This is a genomic window from Stenotrophomonas rhizophila (genome assembly GCF_003651185.1).
Taxonomy (GTDB): domain Bacteria; phylum Pseudomonadota; class Gammaproteobacteria; order Xanthomonadales; family Xanthomonadaceae; genus Stenotrophomonas; species Stenotrophomonas maltophilia_Z.
Genome location: NZ_RCDC01000006.1, coordinates 166,545 through 183,201, shown reverse-complemented (window position 1 = coordinate 183,201; position 16,657 = coordinate 166,545). Strand labels below are relative to the sequence as shown.

General features: G+C 66.9%; 14 protein-coding genes. 8 read left to right on the top strand and 6 right to left on the bottom strand.

Annotated features, from left to right (window positions below; genetic code table 11):
• Positions 1-26 precede the first annotated feature (26 nt).
• Positions 27-2,672, bottom strand: coding sequence for a TonB-dependent receptor (locus tag BCL79_RS15025; RefSeq protein WP_121042513.1), 2,646 nt, complete (start codon positions 2,670-2,672; stop codon positions 27-29).
• 188 nt (positions 2,673-2,860) lie between these two features.
• Between BCL79_RS15025 and queD the strand changes: the two genes are divergently transcribed.
• Positions 2,861-3,214 carry a 6-carboxytetrahydropterin synthase QueD gene (gene queD, locus BCL79_RS15020; RefSeq protein ID WP_121042511.1) on the top strand — a complete coding sequence of 118 codons (354 nt, stop codon included), beginning with the start codon at positions 2,861-2,863 and terminating at the stop codon, positions 3,212-3,214.
• 204 nt (positions 3,215-3,418) lie between these two features.
• Positions 3,419-3,784, top strand: coding sequence for a phasin family protein (locus tag BCL79_RS15015; RefSeq protein ID WP_121042509.1), 366 nt, complete (start codon positions 3,419-3,421; stop codon positions 3,782-3,784).
• 94 nt (positions 3,785-3,878) lie between these two features.
• Here BCL79_RS15015 and BCL79_RS15010 read toward each other — a convergent pair whose 3' ends face one another.
• Both BCL79_RS15010 and BCL79_RS15005 read right to left on the bottom strand, forming a co-directional pair.
• A complete protein-coding gene (locus BCL79_RS15010) occupies positions 3,879-5,798 on the bottom strand; it encodes an asparagine synthetase B family protein (RefSeq protein WP_121042507.1) in 1,920 nt (639 codons plus the stop codon).
• Between the two features lie 97 nt (positions 5,799-5,895).
• The gene (locus tag BCL79_RS15005) at positions 5,896-6,507 is read right to left on the bottom strand and encodes a porin family protein (protein WP_121042505.1); all 612 of its coding nucleotides are present in this window, start codon (positions 6,505-6,507) and stop codon (positions 5,896-5,898) included.
• 334 nt (positions 6,508-6,841) lie between these two features.
• On the opposite strand from BCL79_RS15005, the gene BCL79_RS15000 reads away from it, so the two are divergent.
• Both BCL79_RS15000 and BCL79_RS14995 read left to right on the top strand, forming a co-directional pair.
• Entirely contained in the window at positions 6,842-7,531 is a 690-nt protein-coding gene (locus BCL79_RS15000; protein ID WP_121042503.1) for a winged helix-turn-helix domain-containing protein, read from the top strand.
• On the top strand, positions 7,419-8,864 hold the full coding sequence (locus BCL79_RS14995; protein WP_121042500.1) for an ATP-binding protein: 1,446 nt from the start codon (positions 7,419-7,421) through the stop codon (positions 8,862-8,864). Before BCL79_RS15000 ends, BCL79_RS14995 begins: the two co-directional genes overlap by 113 nt.
• Positions 8,865-8,881: 17 nt before the next feature.
• On the opposite strand, the gene BCL79_RS14990 is transcribed toward BCL79_RS14995, so the two are convergent.
• Complete coding sequence (locus BCL79_RS14990; protein ID WP_121042498.1) at positions 8,882-10,348, bottom strand: sensor histidine kinase; 1,467 nt, start codon at positions 10,346-10,348, stop codon at positions 8,882-8,884.
• Complete coding sequence (locus BCL79_RS14985) at positions 10,345-11,067, bottom strand: response regulator transcription factor (RefSeq protein WP_121042496.1); 723 nt, start codon at positions 11,065-11,067, stop codon at positions 10,345-10,347. The genes BCL79_RS14990 and BCL79_RS14985 overlap by 4 nt, the downstream gene beginning before the upstream one ends.
• 146 nt (positions 11,068-11,213) lie before the next feature.
• On the opposite strand from BCL79_RS14985, the gene msrB reads away from it, so the two are divergent.
• From msrB to BCL79_RS14965, 4 genes are all read left to right on the top strand, one after another.
• On the top strand, positions 11,214-11,720 hold the full coding sequence (gene msrB / locus BCL79_RS14980; protein ID WP_121042494.1) for a peptide-methionine (R)-S-oxide reductase MsrB: 507 nt from the start codon (positions 11,214-11,216) through the stop codon (positions 11,718-11,720).
• A 36-nt stretch (positions 11,721-11,756) separates the two neighbouring features.
• Entirely contained in the window at positions 11,757-13,514 is a 1,758-nt protein-coding gene (locus BCL79_RS14975; protein WP_121042492.1) for a cytochrome c biogenesis protein DipZ, read from the top strand.
• An 11-nt stretch (positions 13,515-13,525) separates the two neighbouring features.
• Entirely contained in the window at positions 13,526-14,269 is a 744-nt protein-coding gene (msrA, locus tag BCL79_RS14970; RefSeq protein WP_121042490.1) for a peptide-methionine (S)-S-oxide reductase MsrA, read from the top strand.
• A 157-nt stretch (positions 14,270-14,426) separates the two neighbouring features.
• Complete coding sequence (locus tag BCL79_RS14965; protein WP_259462189.1) at positions 14,427-15,857, top strand: PLP-dependent aminotransferase family protein; 1,431 nt, start codon at positions 14,427-14,429, stop codon at positions 15,855-15,857.
• 3 nt (positions 15,858-15,860) lie between these two features.
• Here the strand turns inward: BCL79_RS14965 and bioD are convergent, their stop codons facing one another.
• Entirely contained in the window at positions 15,861-16,544 is a 684-nt protein-coding gene (gene bioD, locus BCL79_RS14960; protein ID WP_121042486.1) for a dethiobiotin synthase, read from the bottom strand.
• Positions 16,545-16,657: the final 113 nt, after the last annotated feature.

Sequence of the window (16,657 nt, the reverse complement as noted above, 5' to 3'; positions counted from 1 at the left end):
CGCACGCTCCGGTGCAGTGGATGAGGTCAGAAGCGGTAGTCGAAGCCGACCGTGAAGTAGCGACCACGCAGGTCGTACTGACTGAAGTCGTACGGCGCGCGGATGCCCGGGAACGAGGCGTCGTACGGCGGTTCCTCATCGGCCAGGTTCTGGATCTTCGCGTACACGGTCAGCTTGTCGATACCGGTGTAGCCCAGGTACAGATCGAACTGGTTGTACGCATCCACCCGATCCTGCACGGCAGTGGCCGCGGCGCTGGCCTTCTGGTCGTACCCGCTGGTGTAGTACCAGGTCAGCGCGGTGCGGAAGTCGCCATAGCTCCAGTCGAAGGTGGTGGTGGCCTTGTTCTTGGGCAGGGTGGCGCCGAGGTTGCTGCCGGCGTAATCCACCAGCGGGCCACCGACCACGGTGGGGCGGCTGTAGTCGCGCACGTGGGTGAAGGCGGTGCTCAGGCCGAAGTCGCCGGCCTGCGTGGTCGGGAAGCGCTGGCGCAGTTCGACATCAAAGCCGGAGGTCTTCAGCTCGCTCAGGTTCTGGTAGCGGTTGAACACCGCCAGCAGTTTGCCGCGCTCATCGCGGCTGACCGCACCCGGCACGTTGTCGGTGACCAGGGTCTGGGTGTTGTTGGTGCCCACCAGGTTTTCCAGCTCGATGCGGTAGTAGTCCACGCTCAGGCTGGTGTTGGACCACGGCGAGAGCACGATGCCGGCATTGAAGCTCTTGGTGCGCTCGGGCTTGAGATCGTTGTTGCCGACAGTGAAGAAGGTCGGGTTCTGCCGCGAGCCCGGCACGTCCGGGTCGCGCGGATCGATCACGCTGCCGTAGGCGATGCTGGTGCTGTTGGAGTTCTCCGACAGTGACGGCGCGCGGAAGCCCTTGGAGGCGGCGGCACGCACCAGCAGGATGTCCCACGGCTGCCAGCGCAGGCTCAGCTTGGGCGAGAACGCATCGCCGAAATCGCTGTAGTGATCGGCACGCGCCGCGGCCTGCAGTTCGAGGCGGTCGGCCAGCGGCACGTTCACTTCGGCATAGGCCGCGGTGACCTTGCGCTCACCGTGCACCTCGGCGATCGCCGGGCGGATCTGCAGGCCCGCGTCGATCTGCCAGGGGTTGTTGGAATCGAGCTTCTCGCGGCGCCATTCGGCACCGGCGGCGAACCCGATCTCGCCGGCCCAGGTATGGCCGACCGCACCGGAGATCTTGGCATCCACGCCCTGCAGCACCGACTCGGCCGGGCGCAGCGTGCTGATGTTGATCGCGTTGAGCACGTCCTGCGAGGTTGCCGACGGATTGAGCAGGTTGTAGCTGCCGGTGGCGAGCGCATCGGCCAGCGCATAGCGGTTGGCGAAGCCGCCGGAGACGGTCTCGCGCTCACTGCTGCGGGCGCCGAACGCACCCACTTCCCAATCCCAGCTCTGCAGGCTGCCGCGCAGCCCGACCAGGCCGCGGTAGGCCTGCGAGCGGTTGGTCTTGATGGTCGCACCGAGGTTGAAGAAGGTGTACTCGATCGGCACCGCGCGGCCATACGGGTTGTACGGGCTGCTGGCGGGCAGGTTGGACGACACCGGCTCGGCCAGCCCGGTATCGGCGTTGAGCGCGAAGCGGCCGCTTTCCAGGGTGAAGAACGGGCTGCTGCCGAACCAGGAGACGCCCTTGATGTCGCTGTAGAGCACTTCGCCGAACGCTTCGACGTTGTCGTTCACCCGGAAGGTGCCGTTGACGTAGGCCTGGTAGCGCTTGGTCGAGGGGATTAGCGTGGTGTAAGGCGCCTGGTTGAAGCCGCAGGTGTTGCCGGCCAGGCCGTCGATCGGTGCGCTGGCGACCAGGGTGGTGCCGTCCGGGCAGTTGCCGCTGGCATCGAGCATCGGTACCGACGTGCCATTGACCAGATAGCGTGCGCCCTTGGCCGACCAGCCGTTCCAGCGGCCGCCGGGCTTGTCGGTGTAGATGCCGGACTTGGTCAGGTCGCGCTGGTCCTGGTCCAGGCGCTCGCGGTTGTAGCCTTCCAGGCTGACCAGGATGTTGTAGCCGTCCGTGTCCAGATCACCGATGCCGCCGATGAACTTCAGGTTCTGCTCGTCCAGCCCGCCCTGATCGGCGGTGCCCAGGCTGCCACCGAGTTCGGCACCTTCGAAATTCTGCCGGGTGATGATGTTGACCACGCCGGCCACGGCATCCGAACCGTACACGGCCGAGGCGCCGTCCTTGAGCACTTCGATGCGTTCGACCGCAACCAGCGGCAGCGCGTTGAGGTTGACGAACGTGTCCGACAGGCCGCCGGCCGGGAACCCGTAGTTGGCCAGGCGGCGGCCGTTGAGCAGCACCAGCGTGTTCTTCTGCGACAGGCCGCGCAGGCCGATGCCGGCCGAACCGGACGCCCAGCCGTTGTTGGTGGTTTCGTTGGCGGCGTTGCCGGTGTTGGCCGAGATCGAGCGCAGCAGGTCGGCGACGGTGGCCTTGCCGGTCTCCTCCAGCTGCTGGCGCTCGATCACCTGCACCGGGTTGGCCGACTCGGTATCCGTGCGCTTGATGTTGGACCCGGTGACCCGCACGGCGGCGAGGGTCTTGCTGTCGCCGGCGGCGGCGGCATCGGGGGCGGCGTCGGCGAACGCGGTCAAAGGCGTTGCCAGAGCGACGGACAACGCCGCTACAAGAAGAGTGTGCTTGGGCATGAACTTCAGTGGGGTGGTGGACGACAAGTTCCGCAGTAGTCCATGCCTGGCTGAACCACGGCCAATAACATCTCTTCATACGGATATAAGAGAAACTAACATCTCTTCATCCGGATGGAAATGTTTTCGTTAGCAACAATTAACGCCCGACCCCTGCTGGAGCCCCGGCCCACCGCTACAATGCGGCCATGGAAATCTTCAAAGTCTTTACCCTCGAGGCCGCTCACCACCTCCCCAACGTGCCGCCGGGCCACAAGTGCGCACGCCTGCACGGCCACTCGTTCCGGGTGGAACTCAAAGTGGAAGGCGAACCCGGCGAGCAGACCGGCTGGATCATGGATTTCGGCGACGTCAAAGCTGCCTTCCAGCCGATCTACGACCGTCTGGACCACCACTACCTCAACGACATCCCCGGCCTGGAAAACCCGACCAGCGAGCGCCTGGCGATGTGGATCTGGGACGAACTCAAGCCGGCCCTGCCCGCGCTGAGCGAAGTCACCGTGCACGAGACCTGCACCTCCGGCTGCCGCTACCGCGGCTGATCCGATGGCACGCGGGCATCATACGGCGCGGTAGTGCCGGCCCCTGGCCGGCTCCGGGCCATAAGCTACCGCCCGAAAAACTGCGCAACCCATTGATATGTAAACCATTCGACTGAATCCGGACGACAACGGTCAACGGAATGTTGCAATGCAATATTTTCGGCGTATGCTGCATTGCATCAACGTTCTCGAGCCGTCCTGACCATGGCGTCCGCGTTCACCGATTCCTTCAGTGACTACACCCGCCAGTTGGCCGCCACGGCCACGCGTGCCAACCGGCTCGCACTGGAGAATGCCGAGAGCATGTTCGGGGTGCAGTTGAAGACGCTGGAAAAGAACATCACCGCCACCAGCGGGTTCTTCGGTGAAATGGTGCAGTCACAGGATGCTGGCACGCTGCAGTCGCTGCTGCCCAAAGGCGCGCAACTGGCACGTGACAACCTCGCCCGTTGGACCAGCGCCAGCCAGGAAGTGGCCGGCCTGGGGCTGAAGGCCTCCGAAGCCTTCGGCGAACTCGCCCGGCAGCCGTTCGCGGCCGCCACGCCCAGCGCAGGCAAGACCCGCGGCTGAGCCGGACAACATCGAATTTGCGTGGGTCCCTCCCCCCACGCAATCCCAGACCCGACAGAACCCTCCCTCTGTCGGGTCTTTTTTTGGGCGGCGATCAGGCCTCGGCAATGGCGCGCCGATGGCGCTCCAGCCACGCCTGGAACATCAGGATCGGCCACAGGTGGGTGTGCCACTTGCGCCGCCCCTCACGGAATTCGGCCCAGATACGCCCGACCACGGCCGCATCGAAGTACCCCTCCCGGCGCAGGCGTTCCTCGTCGAGCAGCGCGTCGGCCCACGGAAGCAGTGGGCCGGCCAGCCAGGCCGCCACGGGTGGACCGAAGCCCATTTTCGGACGGTGGACCAGGTGCTCCGGCAGATGCCGGCACAACAGCCGCTTGAGGATGCGCTTGTGCTCGCCACCGGCGTATTTGAGCGGGCTGGGGAGCGACCAGGCAAAGCGTGCGACGGCGGCATCGAGTAGTGGCGAGCGCGTGTCCAGCCCATGTGCGGCACCGGCACGATCGATCTTGGTCATGATCCCGTTGCCGAGATCCATCATGAAATCCAGGTACTGGACGCGGTCGGCCGGATCGCCCGCAGGGAGCCAGCGCTGGCAGTCGGTAAAGAGCGTAAGAGGCTCACTTGCATGCAGCACGGCACGGCAGGGATCGCGCCAACGCGATACGCGCAGCAGGTAATGTGCTTCCAGACTGTCTGCCTGCAGCTCCGAGCGCAGCGCGGGCCATCCCCCCAGCCGGGCACGCTCGCCGTCACGCTGCGGCCATTGCTGCAGCATCCGCCGCAAGGGCGCAGGCATGCGCGCCGTCCAGGCCGCATTACGCAGGGCCCGCTGATAGGCCCCATGGCCATGGAAGAGTTCATCGCCCCCATCGCCGGTGAACACGCTGCTGTGGTCTTTGGCGACCAGCGCGCACGCGAGCAGCGTCGGCATCTGGGAGGCATCGGCAAAGGGCTCACACCAGACGTCCGGCAGGGACGCCACCAGCGCCGCAGCCTCGTTCCAACGCAGGATGTGCCGGGTATGCCGCGTCCTCAGGCGTCCAGCAACTTGATCCGCCCAGTCCGATTCGTCATGACGCGGATCATCGAAGCCGACCGTGAAGGTCTCCACCGGCAGCGTGGATTGGGACTGCAGCACGGCGGTCACCAGCGATGAATCGGTCCCGCCGGAAAGAAATGCGGCCGCCGGAGCGCCGTGAGGCCTGCATCGCGAGACAGCCTGGTGCAGGAGCAGCTCCAGTTTTCCCGTCGCATCGTCGAAACTCAGTGTTGAGTAGGCCCGCTCGTCGATCGCGGCGCACATGTCCTCTCGGGCATCCCAGTAGCGGCGACCTCCTGCGTGATCGACATGCGCAGTTGCGCCGGCTTCGCGCGCGGCCAGGTTGAGACGGACCACGCAGCCCGCTGAAACCTTGAAAATGCCCTGTTGAATGCTGTGCGGGGCGGGGATGTAGCCATAGCGAAGCAACAGGGTGAGTGCATCGCGACTGATGGGCGCCTGAAAGCCGGGATAGCCGTGCAGCGATGTAACACTGGAGCCGAACAACACGTCGCCATGGCACCACCCGTAATAGAGCGGACGGCCCCCCACCCGGTCGCGGGCCAGCCAGAGCACCTTGTCCTGGCAGTCCCATACCGCCAGCGCAAGCGTGCCATCGCAATCGTGCAGCGTACGCTGCACCCCGCGCGCCGCGATGGACAGCAACAGCAGGGTCGCATCATCCGCACCTGGATGGACGCTCGTGGCGTACTCGCGCTCAAGGGCGGTGCGCACGTTCAACCTGCCATCCATGCACAGCACGTAGCGCCCGCACCGGGACCTGCGGGGCGAGCCATGCCGCGCCGGGCCGGCGTGCAACTGGGCCAGTGCCACGCCGTCATCCTCTTCACACCAGGGCGCAGGTGGCACGCTGTCACGATGGCGTGGTGTCACACTCATGGCTTGCACGTGCCGCGACAGTTCCGCTGCGCACCGTCCAGGACGCAGGACCGCGCCACAGATACCACTCATGGGTCTTTCTCCTACCGGGATGTGAGCGCGCGGCACTGCACCCGCTCACTTTGGGAAGCCGCCACCGATCCGCACGGATCGGCGGCGGTCGCTCGAATCAGAAGCGGTAGGACATACCCACGTTCCAGGTGTTCAGGCGCATTTTTTCGTCCCCCGAGGCCTGCGTCACCTTCTTGTTGACCGACTGTGGAATGCTGTACTCCGCGCGCACGGCAAGTGCCTCGGTCAGGTACACGTTGGCACCGACGCTGGGCGTGACGCCGAACTTGCTCTGGCGGATTCGCTTGGTATCCCCCACCGCGTTCTTGGGCGGGGCCAAGCTCTGCTGGCGACTGCCGACCGCTGCCTTGCCGAACACTTCGACACGGTCGCCAATCGGCAGCAATGCAAGCCCGCCGACATTGAGCGAGCGGTTCGTCAGTCGCGACACGTCCTTGCTGCGGCTGTTCTTGAGTGTGTTCTCGAACGAAGCTTCTGCGGCCAGGAATGGCCCGAAGCGATATCCGGCGCCGCTGGCGTAGCTGCTCCCCGAATCGCTCTGCTTGCGCTTTTCACCGGGCACCACGTCCGCTGCAGGGGTCTTCGACTTGACGTGCGTCTTGCCGAGACCACCGTAAACATAGGCACCTTCGCGATCAGGGGAAGAAGCGTGGGCGGTGGTGGCGACCAGGGCGAGCGACAGGGCAATGAGGGAACGCTTGATGTACATGGGTGACTCCGTGGTTGGGAGTACACAGCGTGGATCCCTGCCGGCCGCATGTCAGTGGCGTGCGCGTGTGCCTGTCGAAACCGTTGTCGACTGTGTGTAACCGCGCGTGACAACGTGCAGAATGCGACACTGCAGCAGTGTCCGTCCCGGATCCATCGCCGCACCACTGAAGCTGCTGTATACGCCACGGGCAGTCGTTGTCTGCACCAATTGACGTCCTTTGTTTCAGCGTGGCGGCACCACGGCTCACGAACGGCCCACCGCATTGCGTGTGACGGGCGATGCCTTGCCGTACTGCTTTACGATCGCGTCAGGTCAGGCAGGCGATGCAGCGATGGTCGATATCGTACTGGTGGAGGATGACGAGCGTCTGGGCAGGCTGGTGAGCGGCTATCTGGCCAGACACGGCTATGACGTACTGCATGAACTCACTGGCGAGCGTGCCGTGGAGCGGATTCCTGCGCTGGATCCGGCCGTGGTGCTGCTCGACGTGACCCTGCCGGGCATCGATGGCTTTGCGGTGTGCGCAGCGCTGCGTCCCCGCTATCCCGGCGTGATATGCATGCTGAGCGCCCGTACCGATGATATCGATCAGGTCCTGGGGCTTGAGCTGGGTGCCGACGATTACATCGGCAAGCCGATCGAGCCGCGCGTGCTGCTGGCACGTATCCGTGCGCATCTGCGTCGCGACAGCGGCCAACGACAGACCCGCCCGACACTGTGCTTCGGGCAGCTGCGCATCGAGCGCGATATCCGCGAGGTGACCCTGCAGTCCAAACGCATCGAATTGACGACGGCCGAATTCGATCTGCTGCTGTGCCTGGCCGAGAGCGCCGGAACGATACTCAGCCGGGACGATCTGTTGCGCGACCTGCGCGGCATCGGATTTGACGGACTGGATCGCTCGATCGATGCCCGCATCTCACGGCTGCGCCGCAAGCTCGGCGACCTTGGCGAGGTGCCGGATCGCATCAAAACGATCCGCAGCAAGGGCTATCTGTTCAACCGGGCCGGGTGGGACTGACCCGATGGCGTCCTCTGGTACGGCCATTCACCACGCCGGGCATTTCCGCCTCTTCCTGCGCTATTGCCTGGGCTTCGTACTGGCCTACCTCATCCTTATCGGCTCCGGACTGTACCTATGGGCCGCGCTCACCGAGCAGGGCGAAGACCAGCAGATCCGCACACAGCTGCAAGGCATCCATCATCTCCTGCAGGCTCGCTATGCCGATACCCCGCAGGCGCAATGGCCGCAACTGACCCGGCTGCTGCAGACGCAGTTCGCCTACCCAGTGCGGGTGATACCAATGGCCGAGGCACCGCACACGCTCTATCCCCAATCGCTGCAACATCTCGAACAGGGGGGACTCGTGGTGACCGACGATGCCCATTTCAGCTATCAGCGGCTGCCTGGCTCCAGCGAGGTGCTGGTGCTGGGCGATTTCTCCAAACCCGACAAGGCCGATGTCGCCTGGTACGACAGCCCGAGCGTGGACACGCTGGTAATGGTCGGCATTTTCGTCATCGCCATCGCACTGCCGCTCTATTTTCTGGTGTATCGGCTCTGGCGTGATGTCTATGCGCTGGGCCACATGGCGCTGGCGATACAGCAGGGCGACCTCGCCGTCGGTGCACCGGCGGTCGGCACGCACCTGGTGCGACCCCTGCGCGAAGCATTGTCCAGGATGGCCACCCAACTGCAGGACGTCATGGAAGGGCAGCGGATCCTGTCCCAGGCGGTTGCGCACGAAACCCGCACCCCGCTGGCGCGGATGCGTTTCGCACTGGCCATGATGCAGGTAGGTGACGAGGACCCGGAAGGCACTGAGCTGCTCGAAGGTCTGAAAGCCGATGTCACCCGGTTGGAGCAACTTGCCTCGGCTGGCGTGACCTATGCGCAGTTCGGGCGCAGCCTGCGGATCAGCACCCAACGATTGGAGGTTGCCGAGGTGTTCGACGCGCTCGACCAGCGTCTTCCGCCCGGCGGCAGGGTGCGGCGCCTGCGCTTCCTGCCCTCGCATCAACGCACCCTCGTCGCCAACCGCGATGCGCTGCTGCTGGCACTGGGCAACCTGATCGGCAACGCGTGCCGCCATGCGGCCAGCGAGGTGGTGGTAAGCGCATCCACGGTCGAGCAATGGGTGGTCATCGCCGTGGACGATGACGGACCTGGCGTCGCCCCGGCAGACCGCGAACGCATTTTCCAGCCGTACGTGCAGCTGCAGCGGCACCCCGATGGCTTCGGACTGGGGCTGGCCCTGGTCCATATCATCGCCATCAAACACGGTGGCCGCGCGGACGTCTGCGACTCGGTTCTCGGCGGTGCAAGGTTCCGGCTGTTGCTGCCAGATGCCTGACGCGCTCCCGCGGGCGCTCAGCGCGCGGCCGGCAACGAGAACACGAACAGCGCCCCCTCGCGACTCTCCAGCAGGCGTATATCGCGCCCATGCAGTTGCAGGATGCGATGCACGATCAGCAGGCCCAGCCCGCCGCTGTCCGGCCGCTGGCTGCCCAGCGCCGGCATGGCGGTGAACAATGTGTCGCGCCGCTCCGGGGCGATGCCCGGACCACTGTCGGCGATGCTGATCTGCACCTCGCCACTGGCCGCGCGCAGCGTCACCGCGATACGGCCACCTTCGGGTGTGTGGCGGATCGCATTGTCGAGCAGGTTGGTCAGCACCCGCTCGATCAACGCCAGATCCGCGATCACCGGCGGCACGCCCGCCGGAATGTCGGCACTCAACGTCTGCCGACGCGACTGCGCCGCCAGCTCGAACTTCTGGAACACATCCTGCACGAGATCGGGCAGCGAGAAGGTCTGGCGGTCCAGCACCACGCCGCCGTGTTCAAGGCGGGCCAGCTCGAACAGCGCCTGGGCCAGCCGGCCGACCTTGTGGCTCTGCGACAAGGCGATGGAGAGATAGCGCTGGCGCTCCTCGGCGCTGAGCGTGGCGTCCTTGAGCGCCAGGGTTTCCAGATACCCGTGCAGCGACGACAGCGGCGTGCGCAGATCGTGCGAGATGTTGGCGACCAGTTCGCGCCGCTGCAGATCCTGCTGGCGCAGCTGTTGCCACTGCTCGCCCAGGCGCTGGGCCATGTGCCCGAAGCTGTGCTGCAGGATCGCCAGTTCGTCGCGCTCGCCGGGACGCACCGGTGCCGGTGGCGGCGCGGCGTCCGGGGTAGCGCTATCCACATCGAAGGACTGGATGCGCCGGGTCAGCTGGCGCAACGGGCGGGTCACCCAGCGGAACGCGACCAGGCCAGCCAGCAGCCCCACCACGGCCACGATCGCCAGCGACCACAACGTGGTGCGCAGCGTACTGTTGGCCGCGATATTGGCGGCGAGCGCCTCGCGCTGTTCACCCACCAGCACCACGTAGATGTAGCCCGCCTGATGCCCCTGCACCCACAGCGGCGCCGCGTTGAACACCTTGCGGCCGGTCGCGCTGCGTGGGTCATCGCCGAGGATCGGCAACGGCTCGTCGCGCAGCAGCGCCTGCACAGGCGCCAGATCGACACGGCTGCGCTTGAGGTGACCGTCCGGCGCGTCATGGCCAAGGATGCGGCCCTGGTCATCGAGCAGATACACCTCCACGCTCGGGTTGACCGCCATCAGCTTGCCGAACAAAGCGCGCACTTCACCATTGCGCATGCCGCGACCATCCATCAACTCACCGCTGCGCGCGATGTGCTCGGCCAGCCCGCGTGAGAGGCGCTGCACGGTTTCCTGCTCATGCACAGTGGTGCTGCGCATCTGGATCCAGACCAGTGCGCCACAGCACAGCAGCAACAGCGCGAAGAACACCGCGGACAGGCGCTGGGACAAGGTGAGGCGGATCATGTGTCTGCCCCCTCGTGGCCATCGACCAGTTTGTAGCCGCGCCCCCACACCGTCTGGATACGCTGCGGGTTGGCCGCATCGCGCTCGATCTTGTTGCGCAGCCGGTTGATGTGGGTGTTGACGGTGTGCTCGTAGCCGTCGTGTTGATAGCCCCAGACCTGGTTGAGCAGGTCCATCCGCGAATAGACCTGGTCCGGATGACGGGCGAAGAAGTAAAGCAGGTCGAACTCGCGCGGGGTCAGTTCCAGGGGCCGGCCGTCGACCAGTGCCGTGCGTGCGACCGGGTCGATGCGCAGCCCGGCCACCTCGATCTCGCCGGCGTCGATGCGTGCGTTCTGCGCCATCGCCTCGACACGGCGCAGCAGCGCCTTCACGCGTGCCACCAGTTCCAGCATCGAGAAGGGCTTGGCCAGATAATCGTCCGCACCCAGCTCCAGGCCGAGAATGCGGTGCACTTCACTGGCGCGCGCACTGGTGATGATGATCGGGGTGTAGCGCGTCATCGCCCGGGCACGCTTGCAGATCTCCAGGCCGTCCACGCCGGGCAGCATCAGGTCCAGCACCAGCGCGCTCCACGGCTGCGCCTCCAGCAGGGCCAGGCCCTCATCGCCGGCGGCGGCATGGGTGACCTCATAGCCTTCATCGCGCAGGTGCATGCGCAGCAGGTTGGCGATGTGGACATCGTCTTCGACGATCAGGACACGCTTGGCACTGCTCATCGGCTCAGGGGGCGGCAGGAGGGCATGGCGGCATTGTCGACGGATCGCGACCTGAATGTGTCACGGAAAATTTAACCCTGCGTGAGGATTCGTTGACCGGGCCGGGCGCAGCATGGCCGCATCGTCCCCGTGCCCGGAGATCGGTCATGCGCTTCACACGTCGCAAAGTGCTTGGAATGGGTGGCATGACGGCCGCCGCCGGTCTGTTTGGCCTGACCGCCTGCAGCAACCCTGCCCCGGCGGCGCCCGCCGCACCCGCACGCCAGTTCGAGGTGATGCGCAGCGATGCGCAGTGGCGCGAGCAGCTCACGCCCGCCCAATACAGCGTGCTGCGGCGGCAGAGTACCGAGCGGCCGTTCAGCAGCCCCCTCAACAAAGAGCATCGGCGTGGCACCTTCAGCTGTGCCGGCTGCGCGCTGCCGTTGTTCTCCTCCTCCACCAAGTTCGACAGCGGCACCGGTTGGCCAAGCTTCTGGGCGCCGCTGCACGATGCCGTCGGCGAAGACCGCGACACCACCCTGGGCATGGTCCGCGTCGAGGCGCACTGCCGGCGCTGCGGTGGTCATCTCGGCCACGTGTTCGATGACGGCCCGCGGCCCACCGGCCTGCGCTACTGCATGAACGGCGTGGCCATGAATTTCGTCGCGGCCTGAGCGCCGCACTCCCCTGCGTCATAGAAGGACCTCTCCATGCTTCTGCTCGTGCTGGCCTACCTCGGTGGCGTGCTCACCATCCTCAGCCCCTGCATCCTGCCGGTGCTGCCGTTCGTGTTCGCCCGCTCGGACCGCCCGTTCCTGCGCAGTGGCCTGCCGCTGCTGATCGGCATGGCGTTGATGTTCGCCGTGGTCGCCAGCCTGGCGGCGGTGAGCAGCCAATGGGTGGCGCAGGCCAACCAGATCGGGCGCTGGATCGCGCTGGTGGTGATGGCAGTGTTCGCGCTGGCGCTGCTGTGGCCGGCGCTGGCCGACCGCCTGCTGTCGCCGTTCCAGCGGCTGGGCGCACGGCTCAGCGCCTCGGCCGATGCGGCCAGTGACGCGGGGCGGGGGGGCGTGGGCACCTCGCTGCTGATCGGCATCGCCACCGGCCTGCTGTGGGCGCCGTGTGCGGGGCCGATCCTCGGCCTGATCCTCACCGGCGCGGCGCTGCAGGGCGCCAGCGTCGGCACCAGCGGGCTGCTGCTGGCCTACGCACTGGGCGCGGCCACCTCGCTGGCCCTGGCGATCTGGATCGGCGGGCGCGTGTTCGCCGCGCTCAAGCGCCGCCTCGGCGTGGGGGAGTGGGTGCGCCGCGGGCTCGGCATCGCCGCGTTGCTGGCGGTGGTCGCCATCGCGATGGGGTGGGATACCGGCGTGCTGACCCGGCTCTCCACGGTCAGCACCGCCAAGCTGGAGCAGGGCCTGCTCGATGTACTTCCGGCGCAGCAGCCCGCGGCCGGTGCGGCGATGATGAGCACCGCCGGTGCCCCTGGGCAGCCGCTGCCGGTGGAAGGCACCCTGCCCTCGCTGGCCGGCGCGACCGGTTGGCTCAACAGCCCGCCGCTGGATGCGCAGGCGTTGCGCGGCAAGGTGGTGCTGGTCGACTTCTGGACCTACTCCTGCATCAACTGCCTGCGCGCGATGCCCTACGTGCGTGAGTGGGCCGAGCGCTATCGCGATCACGGCCTGGTGGTGATCGGCGTGCATGCGCCGGAGTTCGCCTTCGAGCGCAATCTTCCCAACGTGCAGCGGGCGGTAAAGGACCTGAAGGTCACCTACCCGGTCGCGATCGACAACGACTTCGCCATCTGGCGCGGCTTCAACAACAAGTACTGGCCGGCGCACTACTTCATCGATGCGCAGGGCCGGATCCGCGCGCATCACTTCGGCGAGGGCAACTATGCGCAGTCCGAGCAGATCATCCGCCAGCTGCTGCGCGAGGCCGGCAACACCCTGCCCGGTGACGATGCACCGGTAGCGATGACGCTGGACGGCGTGGCGCGCCAGGCCGACATGGGCAACCTCAAATCGCCGGAGACCTACCTCGGCCATGCGCGTGCCGAGAACTTCGCCTCGCCCGGTGGCCTGCACCAGGATAAGCCTGCCGACTACAGCGTGCCTGCCACCCTTCAGCACAACCAGTGGGCCTTGGCCGGGCGCTGGACCGTGGGCAACGAAGACGCCCGGCTGGAGACACGCGGCGGCCGCATCGCCTTCCGCTTCCATGCGCGTGACCTGCACCTGGTGCTGGCGCCGGGCGAGGACGGCAAGCCGGTCCGGTTCCGCGTGCGCATCGATGGGCAGGCACCCGGCGCTGCGGCCGGTGGAGACATCTCCGCCGACGGCGACGGCCGCGTGGATGAAAACCGTCTGTATCAGCTGATCCGCCAGTCCGGCGCCGTGCAGGAGCGCACCTTCGAGATCGAGTTCCTCGATCCGGGCGTGCACGCCTACGCCTTTACGTTTGGGTGAGGAGCCATCGCATGAAGATCGCAGTCGACAAACTCGTTGCAGGCGGCATCGCTGTCGCCATCGCGGCACTCACCGCCAGCGTGGTGCTGGGTCTGGATCGACCGGCACACGCCGCCGCAGCCATCACAGCCGCGGCGATGCCGCCACCTGCCGGCAAGGCCGACCTGCGCCAACCCGGTGTGAAGCGTGCACAGGTGGTATTCGCCGGTGGCTGCTTCTGGGGTGTGCAGGGCGTGTTCCAGCACATCAAGGGCGTGGACAACGCGCTCTCCGGCTACATCGGCGGCAGTGCGGCGAATGCCACCTACCCGCGCGTCGGCGGCGGCGGTACCGGCCATGCCGAAGCGGTGCAGGTCACCTACGATCCGGCCCAGGTCAGCTATGGCCAACTGATGCAGGTGTTCTTCTCGGTGGCGCATGATCCGACCCAGCTCAACCGGCAGGGCCCGGACCGAGGCACGCAGTACCGCTCGGCGGTCTATGCCGACGACGCGGCGCAGCGCGATGCCACCCGCGCCTATATCGCCCAGTTGCAGCAGGCCAGGACCTACGCCGCGCCGGTGGTGACCCAGGTCGATGGCGGCAAGCCGTTCTTCGCCGCCGAGGGGTATCACCAGAACTACCTCACGCTGCATCCGGAATCGCTGTACATCCGGATCAACGACCTGCCCAAGGTGGCCGCGCTGAAGCAGCAGTACCCGGCGCTGTACCGCGAGCAGCCGCGCCTGGTGAGCACCACCATTTCGGCGCGCTGATCACGCGGGGAACCAGAAGAAAAGACGCACGGCACACATCGCTCTGCCGTGCGCGAGGGAAGTCATCGAGCCCCATGGTAGGCTGCGTCCCGAGGCGGATACAGATGCAGATGGCTGGCATCCGCACGGTTACAGATACCCGTGGATGCAGATGCCGATGGCGACCAACCTCTACCAGTCCCTGGCCGATGAAATGGCCGATGCGATCCGCAGTGGTCGCTTGCCGGTCGGCACCCGGCTGCCGTCGCTGCGCGGCCTGGCGACACAGCGCAGCCTCAGCCTCAACACAGTGATCGCCGCGTATCGGCAGCTGGAAGATGCCGGGCTGGTGCTGCCGCGGCCCAAGGCGGGCTTCGTGGTGAGCCCGCGCCTGCCCGAACCGACCCAGTCGCTGCGGCAGGCACCCTCACCACCGACCGCACCCGCGCAGCAGGCGATGATGGCCCGCGTACTGGCCGCACAGCAGCAACCGGACATCGTCGATCTGGCGTTCGCCGGCCCGCGCGGCAAGCGTTTCTATCCCGGTGCCCAGCTGGCACGCACCACCGCGCAGGTACTGCGCCGGGCCGCCACCACGGTGGAGACCTACGCACGTCCCAACGGTGCGGCACGGCTGCTGACGCAGATCGTGCAGCGTGGGCCACGGCTGGGGCTGCACACCACCACGGACCGGCTGGTGCTCACGCATGGCGCGATGGAAGCCCTGCAGCTGGCGCTGCGCGTGGTGACCGAACCCGGCGATGCGGTGGCGATCGAAGCGCCCTCCTACTTCAACATCTACCCGCTGCTGCGCAGCCTGGGCCTGCGCGCGATCGAGCTGCCCACCCATCCGCGCGACGGACTCGATCTGGATGCACTGGAAGCGCTGCTCGCCGCCGGCGGCATCGCCGCGATCATGGCCATGCCGACCGTGCACAATCCGCTCGGCGGCAGCATGCCCGTGCCGAACAAGCAGCGCCTTGCCGCGCTGGTGAACCATTACCAGGTGCCGTTGATCGAAGACGCGGTCTACGCCGAACTGCAGTTCAAGGAACCGCTGGAGCCGTTGGCCAAGAGCTTTGACCGCGATGGCTGGATCATGGTCTGCAGCGGCTTCTCCAAAACGCTGGCGCCGGACTACCGCATCGGCTGGCTCGACGGTGGCCGCTTCGCCGCCGATATCCAGCTGCTGAAGTTCCACTCCTCCGGTGCCGAATCACGCCTGCTCGGCGACGCGGTCGCCGCGTTCCTGGAGGCCGGCAACTACGAGCATCATCTGCGGGGCTTGCGTCGGCTCTACAGCGACCAGGTCAGCCACGTGCGTGGCCTGATCGCGCAGCACTTCCCGCCCGGCACGTCGGCCACCCAGCCTACCGGCGGGTTCCTGCTGTGGGTGGAGCTGCCTGCCGCGATCGATGCCGGGGAGCTGTTCGAGCAGGCCTTGGCCGAGGGCGTGGTGTTCATGCCCGGCCAGGTTTACTCGCGCGGTGCCCGCTACCGGCATTGCCTGCGCCTGTCATGCTGCCAGGAACTCGACGCGCGTTTCCTCCGCGCGATCGCCACGGTCGGCCGGTTGGCGACCGCCCTGCAGACGCGCGCAGGCACCTGACACTCAGAACACCAGCCGGTCCGCCAGGCGGGCCGGGTCCACGCCCGGCGCATACGGCAGGCGCCCCCAACATGGCATCGGCAGCCGCGCGGTGAGCAGTGCGACGTTCTCGTCGCGGCGTGCCATGCTCGGGTCCACGTCGTTGGCAATCCAGCCGATGCAGCGCGCGCCACGGGCCGCGATCGCCTCGGCAGTCAGCCGCGCATGGTTGAGGCAGCCCAGCCGCAGCCCGACCACCATCACCACGGGCAGCGCCAGCGCGTGCACCAGATCACTCTGGTCCAGCCTGGCCGACAGCGGCGCCAGCCAGCCGCCGACGCCCTCGACCACCACCGTGTCCGCGCTGGCGCGCAGGCGCGCGAAGGCGGCCTCGATCGGCGCCAGCGACAGTTGCACGCCAGCCTCCGCCGCGGCGATCTCCGGGGCCAGCGGCTGCTCGAGCGCGAACGGGTTGAGGTCGTCATATGCGGGCATCGGCATGCTGGCGGCCAGCAGGGCCGTGGCGTCCTCGTTGCGCAGGCCCTCGGGCGTGCGCTCGCAGCCACTGGCGACCGGCTTCATGCCCACCGCGGTGCCGCCGTGGCGGCGCAGGGCATGCAGCAGCACACAGCTGCTGAAGGTCTTGCCGATGCCGGTGTCGGTACCGGTGACGAACAGGGCGGCAGGGCGCGGCGCAGGCAGGGGCATGGGGACGACCGGGGGCGGAAACGCGCCATTATCCGCCGTCCCGGCAGCGCTGCGGTGCGGTCCGCTGTGTTCGGCCGGCCCCGGGGGCACCCAACCGCTGCGCTTGGTAGACT

Bases quoted from the DNA above. Each gene is read 5' to 3' on its own strand.
- BCL79_RS15025 (WP_121042513.1), bottom strand. From the start codon at position 2,672: ATGCCCAAGCACACTCTTCTTGTAGCGGCGTTGTCCGTCGCTCTGGCA.
- queD (WP_121042511.1), top strand. From the start codon at position 2,861: ATGGAAATCTTCAAAGTCTTTACCCTCGAGGCCGCTCACCACCTCCCC.
- BCL79_RS15015 (WP_121042509.1), top strand. From the start codon at position 3,419: ATGGCGTCCGCGTTCACCGATTCCTTCAGTGACTACACCCGCCAGTTG.
- BCL79_RS15010 (WP_121042507.1), bottom strand. From the start codon at position 5,798: ATGAGTGGTATCTGTGGCGCGGTCCTGCGTCCTGGACGGTGCGCAGCG.
- BCL79_RS15005 (WP_121042505.1), bottom strand. From the start codon at position 6,507: ATGTACATCAAGCGTTCCCTCATTGCCCTGTCGCTCGCCCTGGTCGCC.
- BCL79_RS15000 (WP_121042503.1), top strand. From the start codon at position 6,842: ATGGTCGATATCGTACTGGTGGAGGATGACGAGCGTCTGGGCAGGCTG.
- BCL79_RS14995 (WP_121042500.1), top strand. From the start codon at position 7,419: ATGCCCGCATCTCACGGCTGCGCCGCAAGCTCGGCGACCTTGGCGAGG.
- BCL79_RS14990 (WP_121042498.1), bottom strand. From the start codon at position 10,348: ATGATCCGCCTCACCTTGTCCCAGCGCCTGTCCGCGGTGTTCTTCGCG.
- BCL79_RS14985 (WP_121042496.1), bottom strand. From the start codon at position 11,067: ATGAGCAGTGCCAAGCGTGTCCTGATCGTCGAAGACGATGTCCACATC.
- msrB (WP_121042494.1), top strand. From the start codon at position 11,214: ATGCGCTTCACACGTCGCAAAGTGCTTGGAATGGGTGGCATGACGGCC.
- BCL79_RS14975 (WP_121042492.1), top strand. From the start codon at position 11,757: ATGCTTCTGCTCGTGCTGGCCTACCTCGGTGGCGTGCTCACCATCCTC.
- msrA (WP_121042490.1), top strand. From the start codon at position 13,526: ATGAAGATCGCAGTCGACAAACTCGTTGCAGGCGGCATCGCTGTCGCC.
- BCL79_RS14965 (WP_259462189.1), top strand. From the start codon at position 14,427: ATGGCGACCAACCTCTACCAGTCCCTGGCCGATGAAATGGCCGATGCG.
- bioD (WP_121042486.1), bottom strand. From the start codon at position 16,544: ATGCCCCTGCCTGCGCCGCGCCCTGCCGCCCTGTTCGTCACCGGTACC.